Here is a 23,251-nt window from a genome sequence, read left to right as displayed (position 1 = left end):
ACTGAAACCAAATCGACAGTGAGGTAGCCCATGAAGACCCTGATCGCCGCAACCGCAACCCTGGTGGCACTCGCCATGCCCGCCCTGGCGCAGGACGCCGAGAAAGGCGAAAAAGAATTCAACAAGTGCAAGGCGTGTCACACGATCGCCTCGGACTCCGAGACCATCGTCAAGGGCGGCAAGGTCGGTCCCAACCTCTATGGCGTGATCGGCCGCACCATGGGCAGCGTCGAGGATTTCAAGTATTCCGACGGGCTTCAGGCCAAGGCCGAGGCCGGTGAGGTCTGGACCGAGGAGAACCTGGCGGAATACGTGACCGACCCCAACGAGTTCCTCGGCAGCCGCTCCAAGATGACCTTCAAACTGCGCAAGGGTCAGGAAGACGTGGCCGCCTATCTCGCAACGTTTTCCGAGTAATCCCGAACCGGACAGCAGAATTGCCACAGGCCGCGCGGGCATCCCCGGGCGGCCTTTTTCGTGGGGGGTGCAGCCCACGATTAACCTTTCCTAAACGCCTGCCGCGCTACGCATTAACCATGACGTAACCGGAAGGGACCCGCATGGTCGCACGCGCCTATACCGTAGCCTTTGAGGGGGTTGAGGCGCGCACGGTCGAGGTGCAATGCGCCATCACCCCGGGCGTCCCGGCCTTCTCGCTCGTCGGCCTGCCCGACAAGACGGTGTCCGAGGCCCGCGACCGGGTACGCACGGCGCTCTCGTCCATGGCCATCGCCCTGCCCTCCAAGCGCATCACCGTCAATCTCTCCCCCGCCGACCTGCCCAAGGAAGGCAGCCATTTCGACCTGCCGATTGCCCTCGCCCTGCTCGCGGCGCTCGAAATCATCCCCTCCGACGCCGCCGAGGGCACCACCGCGCTTGGCGAATTGTCACTCGACGGCACGCTCGTGCCGGTGATCGGCGCGCTGCCCGCCGCGATGGCCGCCGCCGAGGAGAACCGCATCCTGCTCTGTCCCCGCGCCTGCGGCGCCGAGGCGGCCTGGGTCGGCGCCGCGCAGGTGATCGGCGCGGGCAGCCTTGCGGACGTGGTGCGCCATTATACCGGCCAATCGCCCCTGCAACCGGCCGAGGCGGGCGAAGTAATCGAGGCCGCCCAAGGCCGCGACCTGCGCGACGTCAAGGGCCAGGAACGCGCCAAACGCGCGCTGGAGATCGCCGCCGCAGGACGCCACCACCTGATGATGGTGGGCACGCCCGGCTCGGGCAAATCCATGCTCGCCGCGCGCCTGCCCGGCATCCTGCCGCCGCTCACCGCCCCCGAGGCGCTGGAAACCTCGATGATCCACTCGCTCGCCGGGCTCTTGTCCGAAGGCGGGATCAACCGCAGCCGCCCGTTCCGCGAACCGCATCACACCGCCTCGATGGCCGCCATCGTCGGCGGTGGCAGACGGGCCGCCCCGGGTGAGATCAGCCTTGCGCATAACGGCGTGCTCTTCATGGACGAATTCCCCGAATTCCCGCGCACCGTGCTCGAAACCCTGCGCCAGCCGATCGAGTCCGGCGAGGTGATGATCGCCCGCGCCAACGCGCATGTGAAATATCCCTGCCGCTTCATGCTGGTCGCCGCCGCCAACCCGTGCAAATGCGGGTATCTCAGCGACCCCAACCGCGCCTGCTCGCGCGCCCCCAACTGTGGCGAGGATTACATGGGCCGCATCTCCGGCCCCCTGATGGACCGCTTCGATCTGCGGGTCGAGGTGCCGCCCGTGGCCTTCACCGATCTCGACCTGCCGCCCTCGGGCGACACATCTTCTCAGGTGGCCGCGCGGGTCGCGACGGCGCGGGCGGTGCAACAGGCGCGCTTCGAGGGCCGGCCCGATATGCGCCTCAATGCCGATGCCGAAGGCGAGGCCCTGGAAGAGATCGCCACGCCCGATGCAGAGGGGCGCGCGCTGCTCACCCGTGTGGCCGACCGCTTCGGCCTGACGGCGCGCGGCTATCACCGGGTGCTGCGCGTCGCCCGCACCATCGCCGATCTCGACGGCGACGAGGCGGTGCGCCATCCCCATGTCGCCGAGGCCGTCAGCTTTCGCATCGGCACCCTCAAAGAGAGCTGACCCACCCCGCGAGATCGCGCAAGGTCGCCTTGGCCTCGGGCAGCACATTGTGAAACAGCGGCCAGACATGCGGGTGATCGCGTTCGACATGCAACACGCTTGTCACCCCCTGCGCCTCCAGCACCCCCTGCATCCTCACCGCGTCATCGCGCAGGATCTCGGTATCGCCGACCGCCATCCAGACCGGCGGCGCACCGGCATAGTCGCCCCGCAACGGCGAGGCGCGTGGATCCTCCGGGTCCTGCCCCGCCAGGAACATCTCGCGCATCTCCCCGATCCGCCCCGGCGACAGCACCACGTCGCGCACGGCATTCTCGGCGATCGACGCGCCCGAGAATGTCATGTCGGCCAGCGGTGACAGGGCAAAAACACCCTTCGGCGGCGCGATCTCCTGCGCCAGGATCTCGTGCAACAGCGCCAGCGCCAGCGCACCACCTGCGCTGTCCCCGCCTAGGATCACCTCGTGCTCGGCCCTCAGCACCCGGTAACAGGCCAGCGCATCCTCGATCTGCGCCGGGAAGGCATGTTCGGGGGCCAGGCGATAATCCGGCAGACAGGCCCGCAGCCCGGTCAGCGCCGAGAGCTTTGCCAGCATCGCCCAATGCGTGTCGGACGAGCCAAACACATAGGCCCCGCCATGCAAATAGAGAATCACAGGCTCGTCTTCGGCATCGCGCGCCTGCGCCCATTGCACCGGCACATCCGCCAGACGCGCCCGCCGATAGACACTCCCCCACGGCGCGTGAAAATAGAGCTTCGACTTGATCTCGAACGACCGACGCAACCGCTCCACCGGCAACCGTGCCAGCGCCGGCTTCTCGAACCAGCGCAGATGCCGGTTCAAGAGCGCCAGCTGCCAACTCATGCCCGCCGCGCCTCGATCGCGTCCCAGATCAGCCCGGCGCCATTGGTCCCGTCAAAGCGTTCCAATTCCTGCAACCCGGTGGGCGAAGTCACGTTGATCTCGGTCAGGTAATCGCCGATCACGTCGATGCCCACGAAAACCTGCCCCTTGTCGCGCAAGAGCGGCCCGATCCGGTCGCAGATCTCGCGGTCCCGGGCGGTCATCTCGACCTTCTCGGCGCGCCCGCCGACATGCATGTTGGATCGCGTCTCGCCCACGGCTGGCACCCGGTTGATCGCGCCGATCGGCTCGCCATCAACGAGGATCACCCGCTTGTCGCCCTTGCTCACCGCAGGTAGATATTTCTGCACGATCAGCGGCTCGCGACTGAATCCGGTGAACATCTCGTGCAGGCTCGCCAGGTTACGGTCGGCCTCCGGCAAATGGAACACCCCCGCCCCGCCATTGCCGTAGAGCGGCTTGAGGATCACGTCGCCATGGCGCGCGCGGAAATCCTTGATGGTCCCGATATCCCGCGCAATGCTGGTCGGCGGCATCAGGTCCGGGAAATCGAGGATCAGCAGCTTCTCGGGATAATTGCGCACCCAGAACGGATCATTGACCACCAGCGTCTTGGGGCTCAGCCGCTGCAACAGATGCGTGGTGGTGATATAGAACATATCGAAAGGCGGATCCTGCCGCAGCCAGACCACGTCGAACTCGCCCAGATCGACGGTCTGCTCCACGCCGAGGCTGAAATGATCCCCCGCCACCCGCTGCACCGTCAGCGGCCAGCCCCGTGCGGTGATCCGCCCCTCGTCATAGGCCAGCCGCTCGGGCAGGTAATAGAACAGCTCGTAACCCCGCGTCTGCGCCTCTTCGGCCAGGCGGAACGTGCTGTCGGCATTGATGTTGATCGGCCCGATCGGGTCCATCTGAAAGGCGATTTTCATGGGCGGCCCCCTGTTGCGATCCGCCACTTACATGCGCCATGCCGCGCAGAGGTGCAATTCAGAAATGCCCGAAGGCGTTTTCCATCAGGCGCAGCTCTCCCATGGCGTTGACCAATACCAGATCGAACCGCACCGGGGCCAGCTGCCCTTCGGGCGTCTGGCCCAGATATTCGGACGCCGCCGAGAAAATCCGCAGCACCTGCCCCTGCCGAATCCGTTCCAGCGCCAGGTCGAACCTGACCGCCTTCTTCACCTCGCAAAACACGTAAGTATCGGGCTCGCGCAGGATCAGGTCGATCTCGCCGCCCGCGCCGCGCCAGCGCCGCTCCAGCAGATGCGCACCCCGTGCCTCATAGGCGCGCAACGCGGCATCCTCCGCCGCACAGCCCGAGAGATACGCCCGCAATCCGCGATTGCGGCGCGCCGTGATCCCTGTCCGCGCCACCGCCAACGGGGCCTCGAAATCGAAACTCATCTGGGTCATTCCTCGCCTCCTTCATACTCCGCCGCCAGCACCAGTGCCCGCTGATAGACCTTGCGCCGTGGCAGGCGCAGCCGCGCCGCCACCTGATCGGAGGCATCCCGCACCGATCCCGCCTGCAACGCCTCACGCAACACCCTATCTAGATCCATTTCACTAATATTTCCTGAATCCCCACGCCCCACCACGACAACGATCTCGCCTTTCGGGGCAGCATCAGCACAGCCCTCGGCCAGTTCTGCCAATGTCCCGCGCCGCACCTCCTCGAATTTCTTGGTGATCTCCCGGCAGAGCGCCGCCGGGCGTGCCGCGCCCAGCACCTCCGCCGCGTCGCGCAGCATGGCCGCCACCCGCTTGGGGGATTCGTAGAACACCAGCGTCGCAGGCACCGCCGCCAGTTCGCCCAACGCGGTTTTGCGCTTGCCCGACGTGTTGGGCAGGAACCCCGCGAAAAGAAACCGGTCGGTCGGCAGGCCCGACAAGGTGAGCGCCGTGATCACCGCCGACGGACCGGGCGCCGACACCAGATCGAAGCCCTCCGCCACCGCCGCACGACCCAGATCAAAGCCCGGATCGGCCACCATCGGCGTGCCCGCCTCGGACGCATACAGCACCGATTTCCCCTCGGCCAGCGCCGCCAGGATGCGTGGCCGCATGCGCGCGCCATTGTGGTCGTGATACGGCCAGAGCGGCCGGTCCCCGAGGCGCACGCCGTGAATATCCATCAGCCGACGCAGGCTGCGCGTGTCCTCGGCCACCAGCACATCCGCCGCCGCCAGAAGATCGAGCGCGCGCAGCGTGATGTCGCGCGCCGCGCCAATCGGCGTGGCGATGAGATACAGCCCCACGGCCAGTTTCTGCTTGTCGGGATTCACCACTGGACCCGCTCCGTATGACGTTTATGATCGACCTCAACCGCGTCTGGCCAAAGGCAAAACGCAACAGGGAGAAAAACTTTAGCATGTTCGCCGTTTTAAACGTCATCCGCAAGCCATTCACCCGCCTTCTCGCGGGGCTCACCATTCTGGCGCTCGCCGCCTGTGATCCGATACCGACGGCCACCACCACCGGCGGCGGCGGCACGCCGACGCGCGGGGCCGTTCCGGTGGCGCTTCTGGTGCCACACGGGTCCTCCGATGCACAGGAAAACCAACTTGCGCGCGATCTGGAAAGCGCCGCGCGGCTTGCGATCTCGGATCTCTCAGGGGTAGAGATCGACCTGCGTGTCTATGGCACCGCCGGTCAGGCGCAGCAGGCGCAACAGGCCGCACTCAACGCCGCCGAAGACGGTGCACGCATCATCGTCGGGCCGCTGCACGCCGAATCGGCCAATGCCGTCGCCGTCGCCGTGGCGCCGCGCAACATCAACGTGCTGGCCTTCTCCAACAATCCGACCATCGCGGGCGGCAATCTGTTCATCCTCGGGCAGACCTTCCAGACCACCGCCGACCGGCTGGCGGACTATGCCACGCGTCAGGGTAAATCGCGGATCATGGCGGTCTATTCCGACAATCTCGCCGGGCGGCTGGGACGCGCGGCGATCGAACAGGCGGTGCGCGAAAATGGCGGAACGCTGGCGGGCAGCGTGGGCTATGATTTCTCGCAGCAGGGTGTGCTCGACGCGGTGCCCAATATCCGACAAACCGCCGAAACCAATGCCGCCGACGCAATCTTCCTCACCGCCAACACGGCCGGTGCCCTGCCGCTCTTTTCGCAGATGTTGCCCGAAAACGGGCTTGGGCCGGACCGGGTGCAATATATCGGCCTGAGCCGGTGGGACACGCCGTCGCAGACGCTGGAATTGCCCGGTGTTCAGGGCGGCTGGTTCGCCCTGCCCGACCCGAACCGCTCGGAACGCTTCAACAGCCGTTTTCAGGCGGCCAACGGGCGCGCACCGCACCCCATTGCAGGGCTCGCCTATGACGGCATCGCCGCCATCGGCGCGCTTGCGAAATCCGGACAGGATCTCGGTCGCGGCAATCTCACCCAGGCGGCTGGCTTTCAGGGGGTGAACGGGGTGTTCCGGCTGCGTGCCGACGGCACAAACGAGCGCGGTCTCGCCGTGGCGACCATCACCGACAAGGCGGTGACGATTCTGTCGCCGGCACCGCAAAGCTTTGGCGGGGCCGGATTTTGACGCAAGGGTCCAGATCCTGACATGATCACGACCATGCCCTGCCCGGACGATCTGATCTGTCCGGCGCAGGAGATCTTCGACGCACCCGCGACAAGCGCGGCGCTCGCGCGCGCGGTGGACGAGGCCGCGGGCGACATGACGGCCCTGCGCAGGGCGGCGGTCGGCATCCTGTCAGAGCCCTTGAAAACCGGGCGCGCCGCCATCGCCGAGGCCTTCGCCGCCCGGCCCTTTGACGCGCGCCCCGCCACCCGCGCCTATTGCTGGCTCACCGATTGCATCATCCTCAGCGCGCTCGATCTGGCGACCCGGGTCATGCACCCGCTGCCCAATCCCACCGAGTCCGAGCGCATCGCGGTCTTTGCCGTCGGCGGCTACGGGCGCGGTGAGATGGCCCCGCAATCGGATGTCGACCTGCTGTTCCTTACCCCCTACAAGATCACCCCCTGGGCCGAGAGCGTGATCGAATCGATGCTCTACATCCTGTGGGATCTGCGCCTCAAGGTGGGCCATGCCAGCCGCACCATCCGCGACTGCCTGCGCCTCGGGGCCGAGGATTTCACGATTCGCACGGCGCTGCTGGAAAACCGATTCCTCGCAGGCGAAGACAGCCTCGCGGCAAAACTCAACCAGCGCCTGCGCGACGATCTCTTCAAGGGCAGCGAGCGCCAGTTCACCGAGGCCAAGCTCGAGGAACGCGACGCGCGCCATGAAAAACAGGGCGAGCGCTACATGGTCGAGCCCAACGTCAAGGAAGGCAAGGGCGGGCTGCGCGACCTCCAATCGCTGTTCTGGATCGCCAAGTACCTGCACCGCGTCAAGGATGTGAGCGAGCTTGTGGCGCTTGGCATGTTCACCCGAGACGAGTTCAGCACCTTCCTGCGCGCCGAGAACTTCCTCTGGGCCGTGCGCTGCCATCTGCACCTGATTTCCGGGCGACCCAACGAACAACTCACCTTCGACATGCAACTCGAAGTGGCCGCGCGCATGGGCTATTCCGACCGCGCCGGGCGGCGCGGGGTCGAGATCTTCATGCAGGATTATTTCCGCCACGCCACTTCTGTGGGCGACCTGACCCGCATCTTCCTGACCAAACTGGAAGCGTCACAGCTCAAATCCGAACCGCTCCTGCAACGCCTGCTCAAGCGCCGCAAGAAGCTCAAGCCGGGCTATGTGGAGATCCACGGCCGTCTCGCCATCGCCGATGAGACCGCATTCCTCTCCGATCCGCTCAACCTCTTGCGGCTCTTCGAGGAGGGGCTGCGCACCGGGCTGCTCATTCACCCCGACGCGATGTTGCTGGTCACCGCCAACCTGCACCTGATCGACGGACATATGCGCAACGACCCGCGCGCGGCGAAACTCTTTCTCGACCTGCTGCTGAAACACGGCAACCCCGAACGCGCCCTGCGCCGGATGAACGAGCTTGGCATCCTGTCGGCCTTCATCCCCGAATTCGAACCAGTCGTGGCGATGATGCAGTTCAACATGTATCACCACTACACGGTGGACGAACACATCATCCAATGCATCTCGCACCTCGCCCAGATTGAGCGCCGCGAGCTGATCGAGGAATTGCCGGTCTCGTCCTCGATCCTCAAGGACGGCGTCAACCGCCGGGTGCTCTACGTGGCGCTGCTGATGCACGATATCGGCAAGGGCCGTGACGAGGATCACTCGATCCTCGGCGCGCGCATCACCCGCAAGGTGGGGCCACGCCTCGGGCTCAAACCCAAGGAGGTCGACACCGCCGAATGGCTGGTGCGCTATCACCTGCTGATGTCCGACATGGCCCAGAAACGCGACATCGCCGATCCGCGGACCGTGCGCGATTTCGCCAAGGCGGTGCAGACCCGCGAGCGGCTCGACCTGCTGCTCCTGCTCACCGTCTGCGACATTCGCGGCGTCGGCCCCGGCACCTGGAACAACTGGAAGGCCTCGCTGCTGCGCGCCCTCTACCGCCAGACCCGCCGCGTGCTCGAAGACGGGATGGAGGCGATCACCCGCGAACAGCGCGGCGCCGACGCCAAGCGCAACCTGCGCGAGGCGCTCACCAACTGGGACGCCCGCGACCTTAAGCACGAGACCACGCGCCACTACCCGCCCTACTGGCAGGGACTGCACGTCACCGCCCATGTGGTCTTTGCCCGCCTGCTCAAGGGGCTGACCGAGGATGAAATTGCGATTGATCTGGCCATAGACGAGGACCGCGACGCGACCCGCGCCTGTTTCGCGCTGGCCGATCACCCCGGCATCTTCTCGCGCCTCGCCGGCGCGCTCGCGCTTGTGGGGGCCAATGTCGTGGACGCCCGCACCTATACCTCCAAGGACGGCTTCGCCACCGCCGCCTTCTGGATACAGGACGGCGACGGCCACCCGTTCGAAACCGACCGCCTGCCCCGTCTGCGCCAGATGATCCTCAAGACGCTCAAGGGCGAGGTTCTCCCCCGCGAGGCGATCAAATCCCGCGACAAGCTCAAGAAACGCGAACGCGCCTTCCGCGTGCCGACGCATATCACGTTTGATAACGACGGTTCCGAGGTCTACACCATCATCGAAGTCGACACCCGCGACCGTCCCGGCCTGCTCTATGACCTCACGCGCACGCTGGCGGCCTCGAATGTGTATATCGCCTCTGCGGTCATCGCGACCTATGGCGAGCAGGTGGTCGATACCTTCTACGTCAAGGACATGTTCGGCCTGAAATTCCACTCCGAAAGCAAACGCGCCTCGCTGGAGAAAAAACTCCGCTCCGCCATCGCCGAAGGCGTGGAACGCGCCACGACGTGAGGGCGCGCGCAGCTGTCATCCCCGCGAAAGCGGGGATCTCACAGCACATCCCCCGGCCGCGCATCGGTGCAGGGATCAACGGCGGCTCCAGGCCGGACGCCACCTATCCCGCCGATTTCCAGGTATTCAGCAGCAGGCTCGTCTCCGAACTCGCGATCCCGTCGAAGCGCCGGATCTGCGCCAGCACCCGGTCAAGCTCTTCCAGTGTCTCGGTGCCGATTTCCACGATCACGTCCCAGCGGCCGTTGGTGGTATGCGTCGCGCGCACGGCGCTCAACCCGTTGAGCTGCCGGATCACCCGCTCGGTGCCGCGCCCCTCGATCCCCAGCATCATCAACCCGCGCACCGGGTCGCGTGCCGTATCGCCGCGCAGCACCACCGTGAACCCCACGATCTCGCCACTCTGCCGCAGCCGCTCGATCCGCGCCCGCACCGTGGTGCGCGACACCCCCAGTCCGATCGCCAGATCTGACAGCGAAGCGCGCGCGTCGTGGCGCAGCATCGAGATAAGCCGCCGGTCGGTATCGTCCATTTCGCAGGTCCTTTATTCCGTATCGCACAGATACACCCCGATTAGTGCAAAATAGCCGCTTCAAATCAACCCAAATCGGCAGCACCCTCACCGCGACACGCACATCACCAGAGGTTTTCATGATCCCGCAAGACATCATCCTGATCGGTGCCCCCGTCGATAGCGGCAAGGACCGGCGCGGCTGCCTGATGGGCCCCGACGCCTATCGCACCGCGGGCCTTGCCGAGGCGCTGATGGATCTCGGCCACCGCGTCTCTGATACCGGTAATCTCACGCCGCAACCTGCCACGCCCGACCCGGCGCTGCCACCGCATGTCTACGCGCCAGAGCAGACCGCAGGCTGGACCGCGACGCTCGCCAAGGCGGCACAGGACGCGCTGCAAGGCGGCCTCCCGGTGTTTCTGGGGGGGGATCACAGCCTGTCGCTCGGCTCGGTCACGGGCGCGGCCAATCACGCCGCCCAAGCGGGCCGCCCGCAATTCGTCCTCTGGCTCGACGCCCATAGCGATTTCCACACGCCGCAAACCACCGCCTCGGGCAACCTGCACGGCACGCCCTTGGGCTATGTCACCGGGCGCGCGGGCTTTCACGGCTTCCCGCCCGTCGCCCATCCGGTGCCCGAGGACAACATCTGCATTCTCGGATTGCGCTCGGTCGATGCCGCTGAACGCGAGGCGCTGCAGGCCACGCAGATCCGCACTCACGACATGCGGGTGATCGACGAACAGGGCATCTCGCGCCCGCTCGCCGCCTTTCTCGATCATGTCGCGGCCATGGGCGGCGCGCTGCATGTCTCGCTCGACGTGGATTTCCTCGACCCCTCCTTCGCCCCTGCTGTCGGCACCACCGTGCCGGGTGGGGCCACCATCCGCGAGGCGCATCTGGTGATGGAGATGATCTGCGACAGTGGCCTCATGTCCTCGCTCGACCTCGTGGAGTTGAACCCCTTTCTCGATGATCGCGGTCGCACCGCGCAAGTGATGGTCGATCTCGCGGCCTCGGCCCTTGGCCGCCGCGTCTTTGACCGTCCCACATTGGCCTATAGCTGAGGATAGCCCCATGACACTCGCCCCCTCCGACAAGGCGCTCGTGCCTTTTGTGTCCGTCGACAACATGATGAAACTCGTGCATCACACCGGCATCGAGCCGATGCTTGCGGGCCTCGCCGACTATATCGAGGCCGATTTCCGCCGCTGGGCGCTTTTCGACAAGACCCCCCGCATCGCCTCGCATTCCGAGGAAGGGGTGATCGAACTGATGCCCACCTCGGATGGCGAGGTCTACGGCTTCAAATACGTCAACGGCCACCCCAAGAACACCAAATCCGGCTTGCAGACCGTCACCGCCTTCGGACTGCTGGCCAATGTCGGCAATGGCTATCCGGTGCTTCTGTCGGAAATGACCGTGCTCACCGCGCTGCGCACGGCGGCCACCTCGGCGATGGTGGCAAAGCATCTTGCACCTAAAGGCGCGGACACCATGGCGATGATCGGCGCGGGCGCGCAGTCGGAGTTCCAGAGCCTCGCGATGAAGGCCCTGGTGGGGCTGAAATCCGTGCGGCTTTACGACATCGACCCCAAGGCCACCGAAAAGGCCGCGCGTAATCTCACCGGCATGGGGCTGAAGGTCGTGCAATGCCGCACGCCCGAGGAAAGCATGGAAGGCGCGCAGATCATCACAACCTGCACCGCCGACAAGCAATATGCCACCATCCTGTCGGACAACATGGTGGGAAGCGGCGTGCATATCAACGCCATCGGCGGCGACTGCCCGGGCAAGACCGAACTGGCGGCGGGCGTGCTGCACCGCTCCACGATCTTTGTCGAATATCCCGAGCAGACCCGCATCGAGGGCGAGATCCAGCAGCTTGATCCCGACCACCCGGTGACCGAGATGTGGCAGGTCCTCTCGGGCGAGGCCCCGGGGCGAACATCGGCCGAACAGATCACGCTCTTCGACAGCGTCGGCTTTGCCATCGAGGATTTCAGCGCCCTGCGCTACATCCGCGACCATATCGGCGGCACCGATTACTACATGGATCTCGACCTTCTGGCCGACCCGGACGATCCGCGCGACCTCTTCGGAATGCTGCAACGCGCCGCCCCCTGAGCGCACCCCGCATAGGGGCATGACAGGGCGGCGCTTTCGGGCTATGGCCGGGCCATGCGCTATGCCTTTCTCATCCCCGCCCGCAATGCCGGTGACAAGCTGCTGCGCACGCTCGACAGCGTGCTGGCGCAAACCTCGGTGCGGTCGGGGCGCGATCAGGTGGACTGCCTGATCCTCGACGGGGCCTCGACCGATGGCAGCCTCGCTCGCATCGAGGCGCTGCGCGATCCGCGCGTCACGATCCTGTCAGAGCCCGATGGCGGCATGTATGACGCACTCGCCAAGGGGCTTGCATGGGCAGGCGGCGATGTCACCTGCTACCTGCCCGCCGGAGAGACCTATGATCCGCACGCCTTTTCCGTGGTCTCCGAGGTCTTCGCACAATTCCCAGAAATCCACTGGCTGACCGGTCAGGCGGTGCTGCGCAACGCGGCGCGGCAGATCGTCAACACCCGCCTGCCGCATCCCTACAGCCGCCGCTTTATCGACTGCGGCATGTATGGCACCCGGCTCTACGGGATCGAACAGGAAAGCACCTTCTGGCGCTCGGCTCTCAACGCACTGGTCGATCTCGACCGGCTGCGGGGCTGCGAACTGGCCGGGGATTATTTCCTGTGGAAGTCGATGGCGCGGCGGCATGATCTCTACGTGGTCGATGCCCAGCTCGGGGCCTTCACCATCGAGCCCGGGCAGCTTTCGAAACGCGCGCCCGGCGCCTATCGCCGCGAATTGCGCCGCCTGCGCCGCCCGCCCACATGGGCCGAACGCCTCGGCGCGCTGTTTTGGCGGCAATACGAGAAACGCGCGGTGCCGCGCGGGGCGCGCAATCTGGTGCGCTACGATCACGCGGCGCAGGTCTGGCGGATGGACTGAGCCCATCGGGATATCGCCTGGAGCTGCCGTTGACGTCTAGAACCAATGCGCGGAATCAAGGTGCCGCAGGCACCGCCGCGCAGCGCCCGACCGCCGCCAGTCGGGCACCGCGCGGCTTATCTCTGAAACCGTCACGGAAACAACAGGCCAAGACCGTCGCCTCAGAGATAATCCGAGCGTTGCAGATTGTACTTGGCCATCTTCTCATTGAGCGTGCGGCGCGGCAGGCAGAGCTCCTCCATCACCGCCGCGATGGAGCCCTTGTGGCGACGCATGGTGTTGTCGATCAGCATCCGCTCGAAGGCCTCGACATATTCCTTCAATGGCTTGCCTTCGGTGGTCATCACCGGCTGCATGTCGTCGTGATCCGACATCAGCAGCGAGGTCAGCGTGCCCGAGCCGCGCCGCGATTGCAGCACCGCGCGCTCGGCCACGTTGAAAAGCTGGCGCACATTGCCCGGCCAGGGCGCCTGCAAGAGCTGCGTCGCCTCCTGCGCCGAGATCTGCGGCGCCTCGCAGCCGTAATCCTCCGCGAACTGGTCCGAGAACGAGGTGAAAAGCGTCAGTATATCCTCGCCGCGCTGGCGCAGTGGCGGCACGGTGATGCGCAGGCTGGCCAGCCGGTAAAACAGGTCCGAGCGCAGCGCGTCCTCGCAGGTGCGGCCCTCGTCCTGCATGTTGGAAATCGCGATGATGCGGGTTTCGGGCGGCGTGCCTTCGTCATTGACGAAGGTCAGCAGACGCGCTTGCGCCGCATCGGACAGCGCCTCGACATCCTCGAGCACGAGCGTACCGCCGCGCGCCTCCTCGACCGCCGGCAGGCGCGGGTCCTCGGGTTGCACGGGGCCAAAGAGCCGCGCGGAAAGCGCCTCTTCGCCAAGGGCGGCGCAGGAAACCGAGACGAATTTCTTGCCCGCGCGCGCGCCCACCGCATGCAGGGCATGCGCCACCAGCGTCTTGCCGGTGCCGGTCTCGCCCTCGATCAGCACATGGCCGTCGGCCTGTCCCAGATCGAGGATATCCTCGCGCAGCCGCTCCATCGCCCCGGAGGTGCCGATCAGTTTCTTCATCAACTGCCCGCCATCCGACAGGTCTCGGCGCAGCGCGCGCGCATCAAGTACCATGCGCCGCGCATTCGTGGCCTTTTTCGCCAGTTGCGTCATGCGATCTGGATTGAACGGCTTTTCCAGAAAATCGAACGCCCCGATGCGCATCGCCTCGACCGCCATGGGCACATCGCCGTGCCCGGTAATCATGATCACCGGCAAGGAGCTGTCCGAGCCCATCAGCTTTTTCAGGAACTGCATCCCGTCCATGCCGGGCATCTTGATATCCGTCACCACAATGCCCGGATAATCGGGCCCGAGCGCCTTGAGCGCCTCTTCGGCCGAGGGAAACGCCTCGGTGTCATAGCCCGAGAGCGCCAGCCACTGGCTGATCGACTGGCGCATATCCTTTTCGTCATCGACAATGGCGATCTTCATGGCTGCCGGCATGTCACTCACTCCGCTGCTCGGGTCTCTTCAGGTAATATGGGAAGCTGGACCTCGAATACAGCCCCCCCATCCGGCGCGTTGCGCGCCACCAGACGCCCGCCAAGGTCGTTCACGATCCCCGAGGAAATGGCAAGCCCCAGCCCGACCCCGTCGCCGGGCTGCTTGGTGGTGTAGAAAGGCTCGAACAGGTTCTTGAAATCGCCGATGCCGTGGCCGTTGTCGCGCACCGTCAGCACCGCCGTCTCGCCCGCCGCGAGCAGGATGTCGATGCTGGCATCGGGAACCGTCTCGGTGGCGTCGATGGCGTTGCGCAAGAGGTTGATGATCACCTGCTCGACACGTACCCGGTCGCCCATGATCATCACCGGCTGATCCGGCAGGGTGCGGGTGATGGAGATCTTGCGCTGACGCAGTTGCGGCTCCATCATGGCCAGCGCCGAGGCCACCGCATCGCCCATGTTTACGGGCGCAAACACGTCGCCCGACTGCCGCGCATAGGATTTGAGCTGCTTGGTGATCGCCCCCATCCGCTCGATCAGGTCGTCGATCCGCTGGAACGAGGTCAACGCCTCGTCGGGGCGGTTGCGCGTCAACAGCATGCGCGCCCCCGCGAGATAGGTTTTCATCGCCGCAAGCGGCTGGTTGAGCTCGTGGCTCACCGCTGCCGACATCTCGCCCAGCACGGCAAGCTTGGAGCTTTGTTGCAACGTCTGTTCGGCTTGCGCGAGGTTCTCCTGCACCCTCTGGCGTTCGGCGATTTCCCGCTGCAGGCGCGCGTTCAATGCGCGAAGCTCCGCCGACTCGCGCTGAAACACCGCCACGCGCAGCGCCGCCTTGCGGTTGAGAAAATAGAACGCGAGCGCCAGAAGAATCGCGAATCCCATGATTTCGAGCGCGAGATACCCGTTCACCTTATCGCGCACGGCGGCATAGGTGGTGAAACTGGCGATGCGCCAGCCGCGAAACGCCACCCGCCCCTCGACGCGCATCACCGCCTCGCCGCGCACATAGGCATCGGCGGGCAGCGCGGTCCAGTCCGAGGTGGCCTGAATGGCGCGCTGGATGGCGCTGCTGGCGGGCTCGCGCGCGAGCGCCTCGGCTTCGGTCAATCCGCGCCAGCGGGGTTCGGTCGCGAGGATGATGCGGCCCTCGGAATCGGTCACCATCACCGCATCCGATATCCCTGCCCAGGCGCGTTCGTATTTGCGCAAGTCGACCTCGACCACGATCACGCCGAGCACCCCGTTCTGGGTGTCGATGCGGCGTGAATAGGTGAAATTATATTGCCCCGCCTCACTCTGCAACACCTTGAAAACCGTGTCGCGCGAGCGCAACGCATCGACGTAATAGGCAGCCTGCTTGTGGTTCTCGCCCAGTCGGTTGCGCTCGGTGGTGGCGACCGCGCGCCCGTCCTTGTCCAAGAGCATCAGCGAGGCGGCACCGATCTCGTCGACAAAGGAGATCAGGCGCTGCGTGGATTGCGCGTAATCCTGGGTGTTGAGCGCCGAGATCAGCGCCGGATCGCGGGCCAGAAGCTGCGGCACGATGGCGTTCTGGCGCAGTTCCGACAGCAGGTTGCCGGAATAGAGCACGAGGCGTAGTTCGGCGCGGTTGCGCGTATTCTCGGTAAAGCGATCGGTCAGCACGCGGTTGGTGGTGAACACCACCACCACCGCGACTAGGAACAGGCCCAGAAGCACAAGCCGCGCGCGCCACGAGATGGCCCGCGCGCGCGGCGCATTGGGTTTGGTTGGCAGGGTGTTCATGCGATCAGATTAGGCCGAGAGGCCCCTGCCCTCAAGCGCCCTGCGTCACGCGTCGGCAAGCTGTTGCACAAGCCCCGCGAACATCGCCGCCCCGTCGGTGCCGCCATGCAGCGGATCGGCCATCCGCTCGGGATGCGGCATCATGCCGAGAACGCGGCGGTTGTCCGAGAGGATTCCGGCGATATCGCGCGCCGAACCGTTGGGATTGTCGACATAGCTGAAGGCGACGCGATCCTCGGCATGCAGCCGGTCGAGCGTCGCCGTGTCGGCAAAATAATTGCCGTCGTGATGCGCGATCGGCACGGTGATGGTACTGTCTGCCTTGTACCCTTGGGTAAAGGCGCTCTGATTGGTGGTGACCCGCAGGCCGACCGGCTTGCAGACATATTTCAGCCCCGCATTGCGCAGCAACGCGCCGGGCAGGATGCCGGTCTCGGTCAGGATCTGAAAGCCGTTGCACACCCCCAGCACATAGCCGCCCTTGTCGGCATGCGCCACGACCGCGCGGCAGATCGGTGAATTGGCGGCAATCGCGCCGCAGCGCAGGTAGTCGCCGTAGGAAAAGCCGCCCGGCACGCCGATCAGATCGACGCCCTCGGGCAGCGACGTGTCCTTGTGCCAGACCATCGAGACGCGCGCCCCCGCACGCGTCAGCGCCACCGCAAGGTCGCGGTCGCAGTTGGAGCCGGGAAAGACGATGACGGCGGCATGCATGGCAAGGGGCCTTCTCTTGGTGCTTTGGCGATGCTCTAGCGCGATGGCGCGGCCTTGTCCATGAGTGCCGGGCGAACGGGCGGCGAGGCCGCCCGTTTGCCACGCCTGCCAGACTGCCCAAGGCACGGATGTCACAATCCTGCACAATGGATTGACCCTTGCCGCGTTACAGGCGCATCATCCATCGCTCACACCACCGGCCATGGTTCGCATGCGCCGGACCCCAGATTCCAGCCTTCGGAAGCCCCAATATGGATTCGCCCCTTTCGCTCCTGATCCTCGCCGGTTTCATGCTGAAGGTCGCCGGTTTCTTCTTTCGCGACGAATTGGCGCTGCGCGCCCTGGTGGCCTCCGGAATGCTGGCCGATCTGTTGTATTACGCTCTCCTGCCCACGCCGCTGATCGCTCCGGTCTTGTCCAACGGAACGATTATCGCCATCAACATGGCTCTGATCTTCGTCATCATCTTCGAGCGGACCCGGATCGGCATGTCCGCCGAGGATATCCGCCTCTATGGGTATTTCGAGACACTCTCGCCGGGGCAATTCCGCCGGATCTCACGCCATGCCGAGACCGTTGTGACCGACACCACGACGCCGCTGATCCGCGAAGGCGTGCATCTGGACAAGCTCTATTTCATAGATGCAGACCATTTTCAGATCGAAAAGCGCGGCATGACCTATCGGGCCACCGGGCCCAGCTTTGTCGGCGAGATCGCATTCCTGACGGGGCAGGTGTCGAGCGCAAGCGTCCTCGTGCCACCGGCCACACGGGTGATCGTGTTCGATGTCGCGAGATTGAAGACGCTGATGGGCAAGCGCCCGGCCCTGAACAACGGCATGATCGCCCTGTTTGGCCGGGATCTGGCGCAGAAGGTCGCGCAGGGCGTGCCCATGGATCAGGTATCGGACGGGACCAGCAGGCAATGATCCCCTCCGGACCGAAAGGTCCGGACCGCCGACGGGCCTCGGCTCAGCCCAACTCCACCGAATAGCTCTCGATCACCGTGTTGGCGAGCAGCTTCTCGCACATCTCGGTAACGAGAACCTCGGCCCTGGCCGGATCGCTCTCTGCCAGATCGATCTCGATCACCTTGCCCTGCCGCACCCCCTCGACCCCCTCGAACCCGAGCGACCCGAGCGCGTGGCGCACCGCCTCGCCCTGCGGATCGAGAACGCCGGTCTTGAGCATGACATGCACGCGTGCCTTCATCGGTCTGGTCCCTTTCAGTTGATCAGCGTCGGGCGGGTGACGGGGGCGTTCGACTTGGGCATGACGCCCAGACGGGTCGCGACCTCGGTATAGGCATCGGTGAGCGAGCCAAGGTCGCGGCGGAACACGTCCTTGTCGAGCTTTTGCCCGGTTTCGATGTCCCACAGCCGACAACTGTCCGGGCTGATCTCGTCGGCGACGATCAGACGCTGGAAATCGCCATCGTAGACACGCCCCACCTCGATCTTGAAGTCGACGAGCTTGATGCCCACGCCGAACATCACCCCGGCGAGAAAGTCATTGACCCGCAGCGCGAGGCTGAGAATGTCGTCCATGTCCTGCTGGCTGGCCCAGCCGAAGGCGGCGATATGCTCCTCGGTCACCAGCGGGTCGCCCAGCTTGTCATCCTTGAGGCAGTATTCCACGATCGGGCGCGGCAGTTGCGTGCCCTCCTCGATGCCAAGCCGCTTGGCCATCGACCCGGCGGCATAGTTGCGCACGATCACCTCGAGCGGCACGATCTCGCAGGCGCGCACCAATTGCTCGCGCATGTTGATGCGCTTGATGAAATGCGTGGGCACCCCGATATTGTTCAGCCCGGTCATGAAATATTCCGAGAGCATGTTGTTGAGCACGCCCTTGCCCTCGATGGTGGCCTTCTTCTCGGCGTTAAAGGCGGTGGCGTCATCCTTGAAATACTGGATGATGGTGCCCGGCTCGGGGCCCTCGTACAACGTCTTGGCCTTGCCTTCGTAGATTTTCTTGCGCCGCGCCATGATAACTCCGTCGCTGAGGGTTGGGGGCCTGAGTCCCCCCATGCCGATGCGCTCTCATAGTGCATGGGCCAACACGTCGCAAGATCGCGTTGGCCCCTTGCCCTTTTGCCCGCCAGATTGCATATCGGGTGCAACGGCAACGCATGCAAGGGGACAGGCCAGATGACCACCTTTGACGACCGCGAAAGCGCATTCGAGAACAAATTCGCTCATGACGAGGAAATGGCGTTCCGCGCCGTGGCCCGGCGCAACAAGCTTCTGGGCCTCTGGGCCGCCGAGCTGTTGGGCAAGACCGGCGACGATGCCGACGCCTATGCCCGCGAGGTCGTGAAGGCCGATTTCGAAGAGGCCGGCCACGAGGACGTGGTGCGCAAGGTCGCCGGTGATCTGGGCGACATCGCCGATGCCGACACGATCCGCGCCAAGATGGACGAGCTACTCAAGATCGCCAAGGGGCAACTGGTCAAGGAAACCTGACCGATCGTCAGCCGAGGGACGGGGCGCATCCGCTGCGATGCTCCCTGTTTCCCGGGGCGCCGGGCATGACATGCAAACGCGCCTCACCATTTACATGAAAATTATGAGTTTGCGCGGCGCACCGTTTCGGTGCCAGATCTGTGCGGTCATAAGCCTAGGACATCATCATGACCAACGCCCTCACCAAACTCCTGGCCTCGCGCGACTGGATTCTTGCCGACGGGGCCACGGGGACGAACCTGTTCAACATGGGGCTCGAGTCCGGCGATGCGCCGGAAATGTGGAACGATGAGCATCCCGACCGGATCGAACTGCTTTACAAGCAAGCGGTCGACGCAGGCAGTGACCTCTTTCTCACCAATTCCTTCGGCGGCAACGCGGCCCGGCTCAAACTTCACGGCGCGCAAAAGCGCGCGCGAGAGCTGTCGCGCATCTCCGCCGAGATCGGCCGCGCGGTGGCGGACCGCTATGACCGCCCGGTGATCGTGGCGGGGTCGGTCGGCCCCACCGGCGAGATCATGGCCCCGATGGGCGCGCTCACGCATGAGTTGGCCGTGGAGATCTTCCACGAGCAGGCCGAGGGTCTCAAGGAAGGCGGGGCCGACGTGCTCTGGCTCGAAACGATCTCCGCGCAAGAAGAATACAAGGCCGCCGCCGAAGCCTTCAAACTCGCTGACATGCCGTGGTGCGGCACGATGAGCTTCGACACCGCCGGGCGCACGATGATGGGCCTGACCTCCGCCGACATGGCGACGATGGTCGAAAAGCTGGGCAATCCGCCGCTCGCCTTCGGGGCCAATTGCGGCGTCGGCGCGTCCGACCTGCTGCGCACCGTGCTGGGCTTTGTCGCGCAAGGCACCGAGCGCCCGATCATCGCCAAGGGCAATGCCGGCATCCCGAAATACCATGACGGCCACATCCATTACGACGGCACGCCTGACCTGATGGCCGATTACGCGGTGCTGACGCGTGACGCAGGTGCCACGATCATCGGCGGCTGCTGCGGCACGATGCCCGAACACCTGTCCAAGATGCGCGCGGCACTGGAAGAGCGCCCCAAGGGCCCGCGCCCGACGCTCGATCAGATCACCGATGCGCTCGGCGCGTTTTCCTCCGAGGCCGATGGCACCGGCGAGGATACCGGGCCCGCCCCCCGCCGCAACAGGCGCCGCCGCGCCTGACGGGGCGCGACCGGCGCGGCGCTTGACACAAAACAGGAACATGAGTAGAACAAAAAGACCTGTGTCCCTGCGGAGTGTCGGCGTATGCTTACCAAGAAACAGCTCGATCTGCTCGAATTCATCCACAAGCGCGTTCAGCGCGACGGCGTACCGCCGAGTTTTGATGAAATGAAAGAGGCGCTCGACCTGCGCTCCAAATCCGGCATTCACCGGCTGATCACGGCGCTCGAGGAACGCGGCTTCATCCGGCGGTTGGCGCATCGCGCGCGGGCGCTGGAAATCGTCAAGCTGCCCGAAAGTCTCGGTGGCGAGGCGACGCACGGCTTCACTCCGCGGGTGATCGAGGGGGATCGCCCGTCGGCCCCGCAGCCCGCCAATGCACAACCGGTGGCAGCCGGCGCGATCGACGTGCCGCTGATGGGCCGCATCGCCGCCGGTGTTCCGATCGAGGCGATCGCCCATACCAGCGGCCATGTCGGCGTGCCAAGCGGCATGATCTCGGGCAAGGGCGAGCATTACGCGCTCGAGGTCAAGGGCGACTCGATGATCGAGGCGGGGATCAATGATGGCGACGTAGTCATCATCCGCGAGACCGCCACCGCCGATAACGGCGATATCGTGGTGGCGCTGATCGCCGAGGAAGAGGCGACGCTCAAACGCTTTTTCCGCCGGGGCAACGCCATCGCGCTCGAGGCCGCAAACCCCGCCTATGAGACCCGCCTGCTGCCCGACGATCAGGTCCGGGTGCAGGGCCGGCTGGTCGGGCTGATACGCACCTACTGACCGGACCAGAGGCGGGTGCCGGTCACGGACCTGGCGGTGACGATGCGCAGGTCTGCGGCTTCGTCGAAAATCGCAAGTGACCCGGTGTCATAGAGGGTCTTTGGCGTGATCGTGCGACAGCCGGGATCCGGCGGCCACCCGTCCGGCTCGGCGGTGAAGATCACGAGCGAGGCAGCACCGCAGCCGGTGGCCTCGCGCGCGGCCCTGGCCCCGGTGACCACGCGCAGCGAAAGCGGCCACGCCACCTCACCCGGCCAGCGCCCATATGCGGCCTCCTGCGTGGCCATATCCCCGTCATTCTCCAGCCAGTTGAGCGCGACAAACCCGCCGCCGCGCGGCTTGTTGAGGGCGCGTCCCTCGGGCGTGAGCACACCCACCAGCCCGCCAGTGTCCGACACCAGAACCGCAGGCCGTTCCGCCCCGGTCCACAGCCAGACGCCAAGCATCACCGGCACCAGCCCGGCCAGCCGCGCCCGCCCCTGCCAAAGCACGAGAAAGAGCGCGCCGAGCGCGATGAGCGGCAACACCTCGGGCCCCGGCGAGACGACGAGGCCGCGCGCCCCCTCCCACGACGACACCCGCGTCGCCACGCCGAGGATCCACTCCAGCCCCTGCCCCATCACCCAGAGCGGCAGCCAATCAAGGCCGAATGGCAAGAGCAGCGCCGCGACCACCGCTGCGGGCATCACCAGAACGCCCATCAGCGGCACGCTCATCAGGTTGGCAAGCAGGCCGTATTGCGCGATCTGGTTGAAATGCGCCGCTGCCACCGGGGCTGTCGCCGCCCCGGCCACGGCGGACGAAATCACCACCGCCAGCACCGGGCGCAGCCAGCGCGCCCCGAGTGGCACCTGCGCGTCGCGCAGCCAGCCGAAGACTGCGACAAGCGCCACCGTGGCGGCAAAGGACATCTGGAAACCGGGGCCAAGCAACGCCTCGGGTTGCAGGCAGAGCACGATCACCGCCGCCACCGCCACCGCCCGCAGGCTGAGCGCACGCCGGTCGAGCATCACCGCCACCAGCATCACCGCGACCATGACAAAGGCACGTTCGGTCGCGACATTGCCGCCCGACAGGCCGAGATAGCCCGCGCTCGCCAGGATCGCGACACCCGCCGCGATCTTCTTGATCGGCCAGCGCAGTCCGATCCCCGGAAGCGCGGCGAGGCCAAGGCGGCACGCGGCAAAGACAAACCCAGCCAGCAGACCCATATGCAGCCCCGATATGGCCAGCAGATGCGCAAGGTTGGAGATGCGCATCGCCTGCAACGTGTCCTGCGACAGGCCCGCGCGGTCACCCGTCATGATCGCGGCGGCAAAGGCCCCGACCTGCCCCGGCAATCGCGTCTGCACATGGGCCGAAAGCGCCATGCGCGCCTTGAACGGCGCCTGCGCACCCTGCGCCTCGCTCACCGTCAGGACCGGCGTGCGCGTGTAGCCCACGGCGCCGATCCCGAGAAACCAGGCATGGCGGCGAAAGTCGAAGCCGCCCGGCTCCACCGGGCCGGAGGGCGGGCCAAGATGCGCGGTCATCATCACCCGCAGCCCCGGGCGCGGCGTGATGAATCGCTGGTCCCCGTGCAACGAGACGCGCACCCGGTCAGGGATGCGGTCAGGGCGCATCCGGTCAAGCACCACGCGGTCGAGCGTCAGGCGCAGCGCATCCGAGGCCGAGCGGTCGATGGCCACGATGCGCCCCTCGACGGGGCCGTAATAGCGCCAGCCCAGTACCGGCCCCGCCAGCAGATGCGCGCGCGCGCCCGCGATCGCCACGCCCGCAAGCACCAAGGCGCAGAGCAGCAAGAGCGGGCCGGCCCATTCGCGCCCACGAAGCCCCAGCAGCCCCAGCCCGAGGGCACCGCCACCGCAGGCCCAGAGCACCGCTACTGGCGGCTCTGCCCGCAGCGCGAAATAAAGACCCACGCCGCAGCCCAGCCAGACCGGAACCCAGGGGAACAGCGATCCGCGCTGCGACAACCATCCGTGTTCGATCAGATGCCAGACGCGCGCCACTTGTGTCCCTCCCGGCGGACCGATAGACAGTGTCAGATCCTAG

At 65.7% G+C, this 23,251-nt stretch carries 22 protein-coding genes; 11 read left to right on the top strand and 11 right to left on the bottom strand.

The genetic code is table 11. The features are described from left to right. Window positions 1-30: 30 nt before the first annotated feature. Entirely contained in the window at window positions 31-417 is a 387-nt protein-coding gene (locus ACSSV4_RS16880; RefSeq protein WP_454276263.1) for a c-type cytochrome, read from the top strand. Between the two features lie 143 nt (window positions 418-560). Further along, window positions 561-2,075, top strand: coding sequence for a YifB family Mg chelatase-like AAA ATPase (locus ACSSV4_RS16875; protein ID WP_454276262.1), 1,515 nt, complete (start codon window positions 561-563; stop codon window positions 2,073-2,075). Here ACSSV4_RS16875 and ACSSV4_RS16870 read toward each other — a convergent pair. The 4 genes from ACSSV4_RS16870 to rsmI are packed head-to-tail and all read right to left on the bottom strand — an operon-like array spanning window position 2,062 to window position 5,231. Continuing rightward, entirely contained in the window at window positions 2,062-2,940 is an 879-nt protein-coding gene (locus ACSSV4_RS16870) for an alpha/beta hydrolase fold domain-containing protein (protein WP_454276261.1), read from the bottom strand. The two genes, ACSSV4_RS16875 and ACSSV4_RS16870, sit on opposite strands and share 14 nt — an antisense overlap. After that, window positions 2,937-3,872 carry a glutathione synthase gene (gene gshB, locus ACSSV4_RS16865; protein ID WP_454276260.1) on the bottom strand — a complete coding sequence of 312 codons (936 nt, stop codon included), beginning with the start codon at window positions 3,870-3,872 and terminating at the stop codon, window positions 2,937-2,939. Before gshB ends, ACSSV4_RS16870 begins: the two co-directional genes overlap by 4 nt. A gap of 58 nt (window positions 3,873-3,930) precedes the next feature. Then, a complete protein-coding gene (locus tag ACSSV4_RS16860) occupies window positions 3,931-4,356 on the bottom strand; it encodes a YraN family protein (protein WP_454276259.1) in 426 nt (141 codons plus the stop codon). Beyond that, window positions 4,353-5,231 (bottom strand): 16S rRNA (cytidine(1402)-2'-O)-methyltransferase, encoded by an 879-nt coding sequence (rsmI, locus tag ACSSV4_RS16855; RefSeq protein WP_454276258.1) that lies wholly within the window; start codon window positions 5,229-5,231, stop codon window positions 4,353-4,355. The genes ACSSV4_RS16860 and rsmI overlap by 4 nt, the downstream gene beginning before the upstream one ends. 83 nt (window positions 5,232-5,314) lie before the next feature. On the opposite strand from rsmI, the gene ACSSV4_RS16850 reads away from it, so the two are divergent. Next, window positions 5,315-6,490 carry a penicillin-binding protein activator gene (locus tag ACSSV4_RS16850; protein WP_454276257.1) on the top strand — a complete coding sequence of 392 codons (1,176 nt, stop codon included), beginning with the start codon at window positions 5,315-5,317 and terminating at the stop codon, window positions 6,488-6,490. 21 nt (window positions 6,491-6,511) lie between these two features. Continuing rightward, window positions 6,512-9,277: a [protein-PII] uridylyltransferase gene (locus tag ACSSV4_RS16845; protein WP_454276256.1), complete on the top strand. Its 2,766-nt coding sequence runs from the start codon at window positions 6,512-6,514 to the stop codon at window positions 9,275-9,277. 103 nt (window positions 9,278-9,380) lie between these two features. Here ACSSV4_RS16845 and ACSSV4_RS16840 read toward each other — a convergent pair whose 3' ends face one another. Beyond that, window positions 9,381-9,809: an Lrp/AsnC family transcriptional regulator gene (locus tag ACSSV4_RS16840; protein WP_454276255.1), complete on the bottom strand. Its 429-nt coding sequence runs from the start codon at window positions 9,807-9,809 to the stop codon at window positions 9,381-9,383. Between the two features lie 119 nt (window positions 9,810-9,928). Here ACSSV4_RS16840 and rocF point away from each other — a divergent pair, with 119 nt between their 5' ends. From rocF to ACSSV4_RS16825, 3 genes are read left to right on the top strand one after another with little or no spacing between them, the layout of a single operon-like run. After that, window positions 9,929-10,858, top strand: a complete 930-nt coding sequence (gene rocF, locus ACSSV4_RS16835) for an arginase (RefSeq protein WP_454276254.1) — start codon at window positions 9,929-9,931, stop codon at window positions 10,856-10,858. 10 nt (window positions 10,859-10,868) lie between these two features. After that, entirely contained in the window at window positions 10,869-11,918 is a 1,050-nt protein-coding gene (locus tag ACSSV4_RS16830) for an ornithine cyclodeaminase (RefSeq protein WP_454276253.1), read from the top strand. Between the two features lie 54 nt (window positions 11,919-11,972). Continuing rightward, window positions 11,973-12,791, top strand: coding sequence for a glycosyltransferase (locus ACSSV4_RS16825; protein ID WP_454276252.1), 819 nt, complete (start codon window positions 11,973-11,975; stop codon window positions 12,789-12,791). 161 nt (window positions 12,792-12,952) lie between these two features. Here the strand turns inward: ACSSV4_RS16825 and ACSSV4_RS16820 are convergent, their stop codons facing one another. Genes ACSSV4_RS16820 through purQ form a run of 3 tightly spaced genes read right to left on the bottom strand, consistent with a single transcriptional unit; the run spans window position 12,953 to window position 16,767 of the window. Next, on the bottom strand, window positions 12,953-14,287 hold the full coding sequence (locus ACSSV4_RS16820) for a sigma-54-dependent transcriptional regulator (RefSeq protein WP_454276251.1): 1,335 nt from the start codon (window positions 14,285-14,287) through the stop codon (window positions 12,953-12,955). A gap of 5 nt (window positions 14,288-14,292) precedes the next feature. Then, window positions 14,293-16,053 (bottom strand): sensor histidine kinase, encoded by a 1,761-nt coding sequence (locus ACSSV4_RS16815; RefSeq protein WP_454276250.1) that lies wholly within the window; start codon window positions 16,051-16,053, stop codon window positions 14,293-14,295. A 45-nt stretch (window positions 16,054-16,098) separates the two neighbouring features. Continuing rightward, entirely contained in the window at window positions 16,099-16,767 is a 669-nt protein-coding gene (gene purQ / locus ACSSV4_RS16810) for a phosphoribosylformylglycinamidine synthase subunit PurQ (protein WP_454276249.1), read from the bottom strand. Window positions 16,768-17,018: 251 nt separating this feature from the next. On the opposite strand from purQ, the gene ACSSV4_RS16805 reads away from it, so the two are divergent. Continuing rightward, window positions 17,019-17,696: a hypothetical protein gene (locus ACSSV4_RS16805; RefSeq protein ID WP_454276248.1), complete on the top strand. Its 678-nt coding sequence runs from the start codon at window positions 17,019-17,021 to the stop codon at window positions 17,694-17,696. Between the two features lie 43 nt (window positions 17,697-17,739). On the opposite strand, the gene purS is transcribed toward ACSSV4_RS16805, so the two are convergent. Both purS and purC read right to left on the bottom strand, forming a co-directional pair. Continuing rightward, window positions 17,740-17,979, bottom strand: coding sequence for a phosphoribosylformylglycinamidine synthase subunit PurS (gene purS, locus ACSSV4_RS16800; RefSeq protein WP_454276247.1), 240 nt, complete (start codon window positions 17,977-17,979; stop codon window positions 17,740-17,742). A 14-nt stretch (window positions 17,980-17,993) separates the two neighbouring features. Next, a complete protein-coding gene (gene purC, locus ACSSV4_RS16795) occupies window positions 17,994-18,755 on the bottom strand; it encodes a phosphoribosylaminoimidazolesuccinocarboxamide synthase (protein ID WP_454276246.1) in 762 nt (253 codons plus the stop codon). A gap of 162 nt (window positions 18,756-18,917) precedes the next feature. Here purC and ACSSV4_RS16790 point away from each other — a divergent pair, with 162 nt between their 5' ends. The 3 genes from ACSSV4_RS16790 (at window position 18,918) to lexA (ending at window position 21,196) form a co-directional block, all read left to right on the top strand. Then, window positions 18,918-19,232, top strand: a complete 315-nt coding sequence (locus tag ACSSV4_RS16790; protein ID WP_050663233.1) for a DUF1476 domain-containing protein — start codon at window positions 18,918-18,920, stop codon at window positions 19,230-19,232. 167 nt (window positions 19,233-19,399) lie between these two features. Next, window positions 19,400-20,413, top strand: coding sequence for a betaine--homocysteine S-methyltransferase (gene bmt / locus ACSSV4_RS16785; RefSeq protein ID WP_454276245.1), 1,014 nt, complete (start codon window positions 19,400-19,402; stop codon window positions 20,411-20,413). Between the two features lie 84 nt (window positions 20,414-20,497). After that, window positions 20,498-21,196 (top strand): transcriptional repressor LexA, encoded by a 699-nt coding sequence (gene lexA / locus ACSSV4_RS16780; protein ID WP_454276244.1) that lies wholly within the window; start codon window positions 20,498-20,500, stop codon window positions 21,194-21,196. Here the strand turns inward: lexA and ACSSV4_RS16775 are convergent. Next, window positions 21,190-23,208, bottom strand: coding sequence for a ComEC/Rec2 family competence protein (locus tag ACSSV4_RS16775; protein ID WP_454276243.1), 2,019 nt, complete (start codon window positions 23,206-23,208; stop codon window positions 21,190-21,192). The genes lexA and ACSSV4_RS16775 overlap by 7 nt on opposite strands. Window positions 23,209-23,251: the final 43 nt, after the last annotated feature.

The sequence above is a fragment of the Roseovarius sp. MBR-154 genome, assembly GCF_053628595.1.
The sequence above is the reverse complement of the archived record's forward strand: the minus strand, read 5'-3'. Positions and strand labels throughout refer to the sequence as shown.

Excerpts from the sequence above, each read along its gene's own strand:
- gshB (WP_454276260.1), bottom strand. The coding sequence starts at position 3,872 with ATGAAAATCGCCTTTCAGATGGACCCGATCGGGCCGATCAACATCAAT.
- ACSSV4_RS16790 (WP_050663233.1), top strand. The coding sequence starts at position 18,918 with ATGACCACCTTTGACGACCGCGAAAGCGCATTCGAGAACAAATTCGCT.
- bmt (WP_454276245.1), top strand. The coding sequence starts at position 19,400 with ATGACCAACGCCCTCACCAAACTCCTGGCCTCGCGCGACTGGATTCTT.
- lexA (WP_454276244.1), top strand. The coding sequence starts at position 20,498 with ATGCTTACCAAGAAACAGCTCGATCTGCTCGAATTCATCCACAAGCGC.
- ACSSV4_RS16815 (WP_454276250.1), bottom strand. The coding sequence starts at position 16,053 with ATGAACACCCTGCCAACCAAACCCAATGCGCCGCGCGCGCGGGCCATC.
- ACSSV4_RS16860 (WP_454276259.1), bottom strand. The coding sequence starts at position 4,356 with ATGACCCAGATGAGTTTCGATTTCGAGGCCCCGTTGGCGGTGGCGCGG.
- purC (WP_454276246.1), bottom strand. The coding sequence starts at position 18,755 with ATGGCGCGGCGCAAGAAAATCTACGAAGGCAAGGCCAAGACGTTGTAC.
- ACSSV4_RS16805 (WP_454276248.1), top strand. The coding sequence starts at position 17,019 with ATGGATTCGCCCCTTTCGCTCCTGATCCTCGCCGGTTTCATGCTGAAG.
- purS (WP_454276247.1), bottom strand. The coding sequence starts at position 17,979 with ATGAAGGCACGCGTGCATGTCATGCTCAAGACCGGCGTTCTCGATCCG.
- ACSSV4_RS16875 (WP_454276262.1), top strand. The coding sequence starts at position 561 with ATGGTCGCACGCGCCTATACCGTAGCCTTTGAGGGGGTTGAGGCGCGC.
- ACSSV4_RS16850 (WP_454276257.1), top strand. The coding sequence starts at position 5,315 with ATGTTCGCCGTTTTAAACGTCATCCGCAAGCCATTCACCCGCCTTCTC.
- ACSSV4_RS16845 (WP_454276256.1), top strand. The coding sequence starts at position 6,512 with ATGATCACGACCATGCCCTGCCCGGACGATCTGATCTGTCCGGCGCAG.
- ACSSV4_RS16840 (WP_454276255.1), bottom strand. The coding sequence starts at position 9,809 with ATGGACGATACCGACCGGCGGCTTATCTCGATGCTGCGCCACGACGCG.
- ACSSV4_RS16825 (WP_454276252.1), top strand. The coding sequence starts at position 11,973 with ATGCGCTATGCCTTTCTCATCCCCGCCCGCAATGCCGGTGACAAGCTG.
- ACSSV4_RS16830 (WP_454276253.1), top strand. The coding sequence starts at position 10,869 with ATGACACTCGCCCCCTCCGACAAGGCGCTCGTGCCTTTTGTGTCCGTC.
- ACSSV4_RS16820 (WP_454276251.1), bottom strand. The coding sequence starts at position 14,287 with ATGCCGGCAGCCATGAAGATCGCCATTGTCGATGACGAAAAGGATATG.
- ACSSV4_RS16880 (WP_454276263.1), top strand. The coding sequence starts at position 31 with ATGAAGACCCTGATCGCCGCAACCGCAACCCTGGTGGCACTCGCCATG.
- ACSSV4_RS16870 (WP_454276261.1), bottom strand. The coding sequence starts at position 2,940 with ATGAGTTGGCAGCTGGCGCTCTTGAACCGGCATCTGCGCTGGTTCGAG.
- purQ (WP_454276249.1), bottom strand. The coding sequence starts at position 16,767 with ATGCATGCCGCCGTCATCGTCTTTCCCGGCTCCAACTGCGACCGCGAC.
- rocF (WP_454276254.1), top strand. The coding sequence starts at position 9,929 with ATGATCCCGCAAGACATCATCCTGATCGGTGCCCCCGTCGATAGCGGC.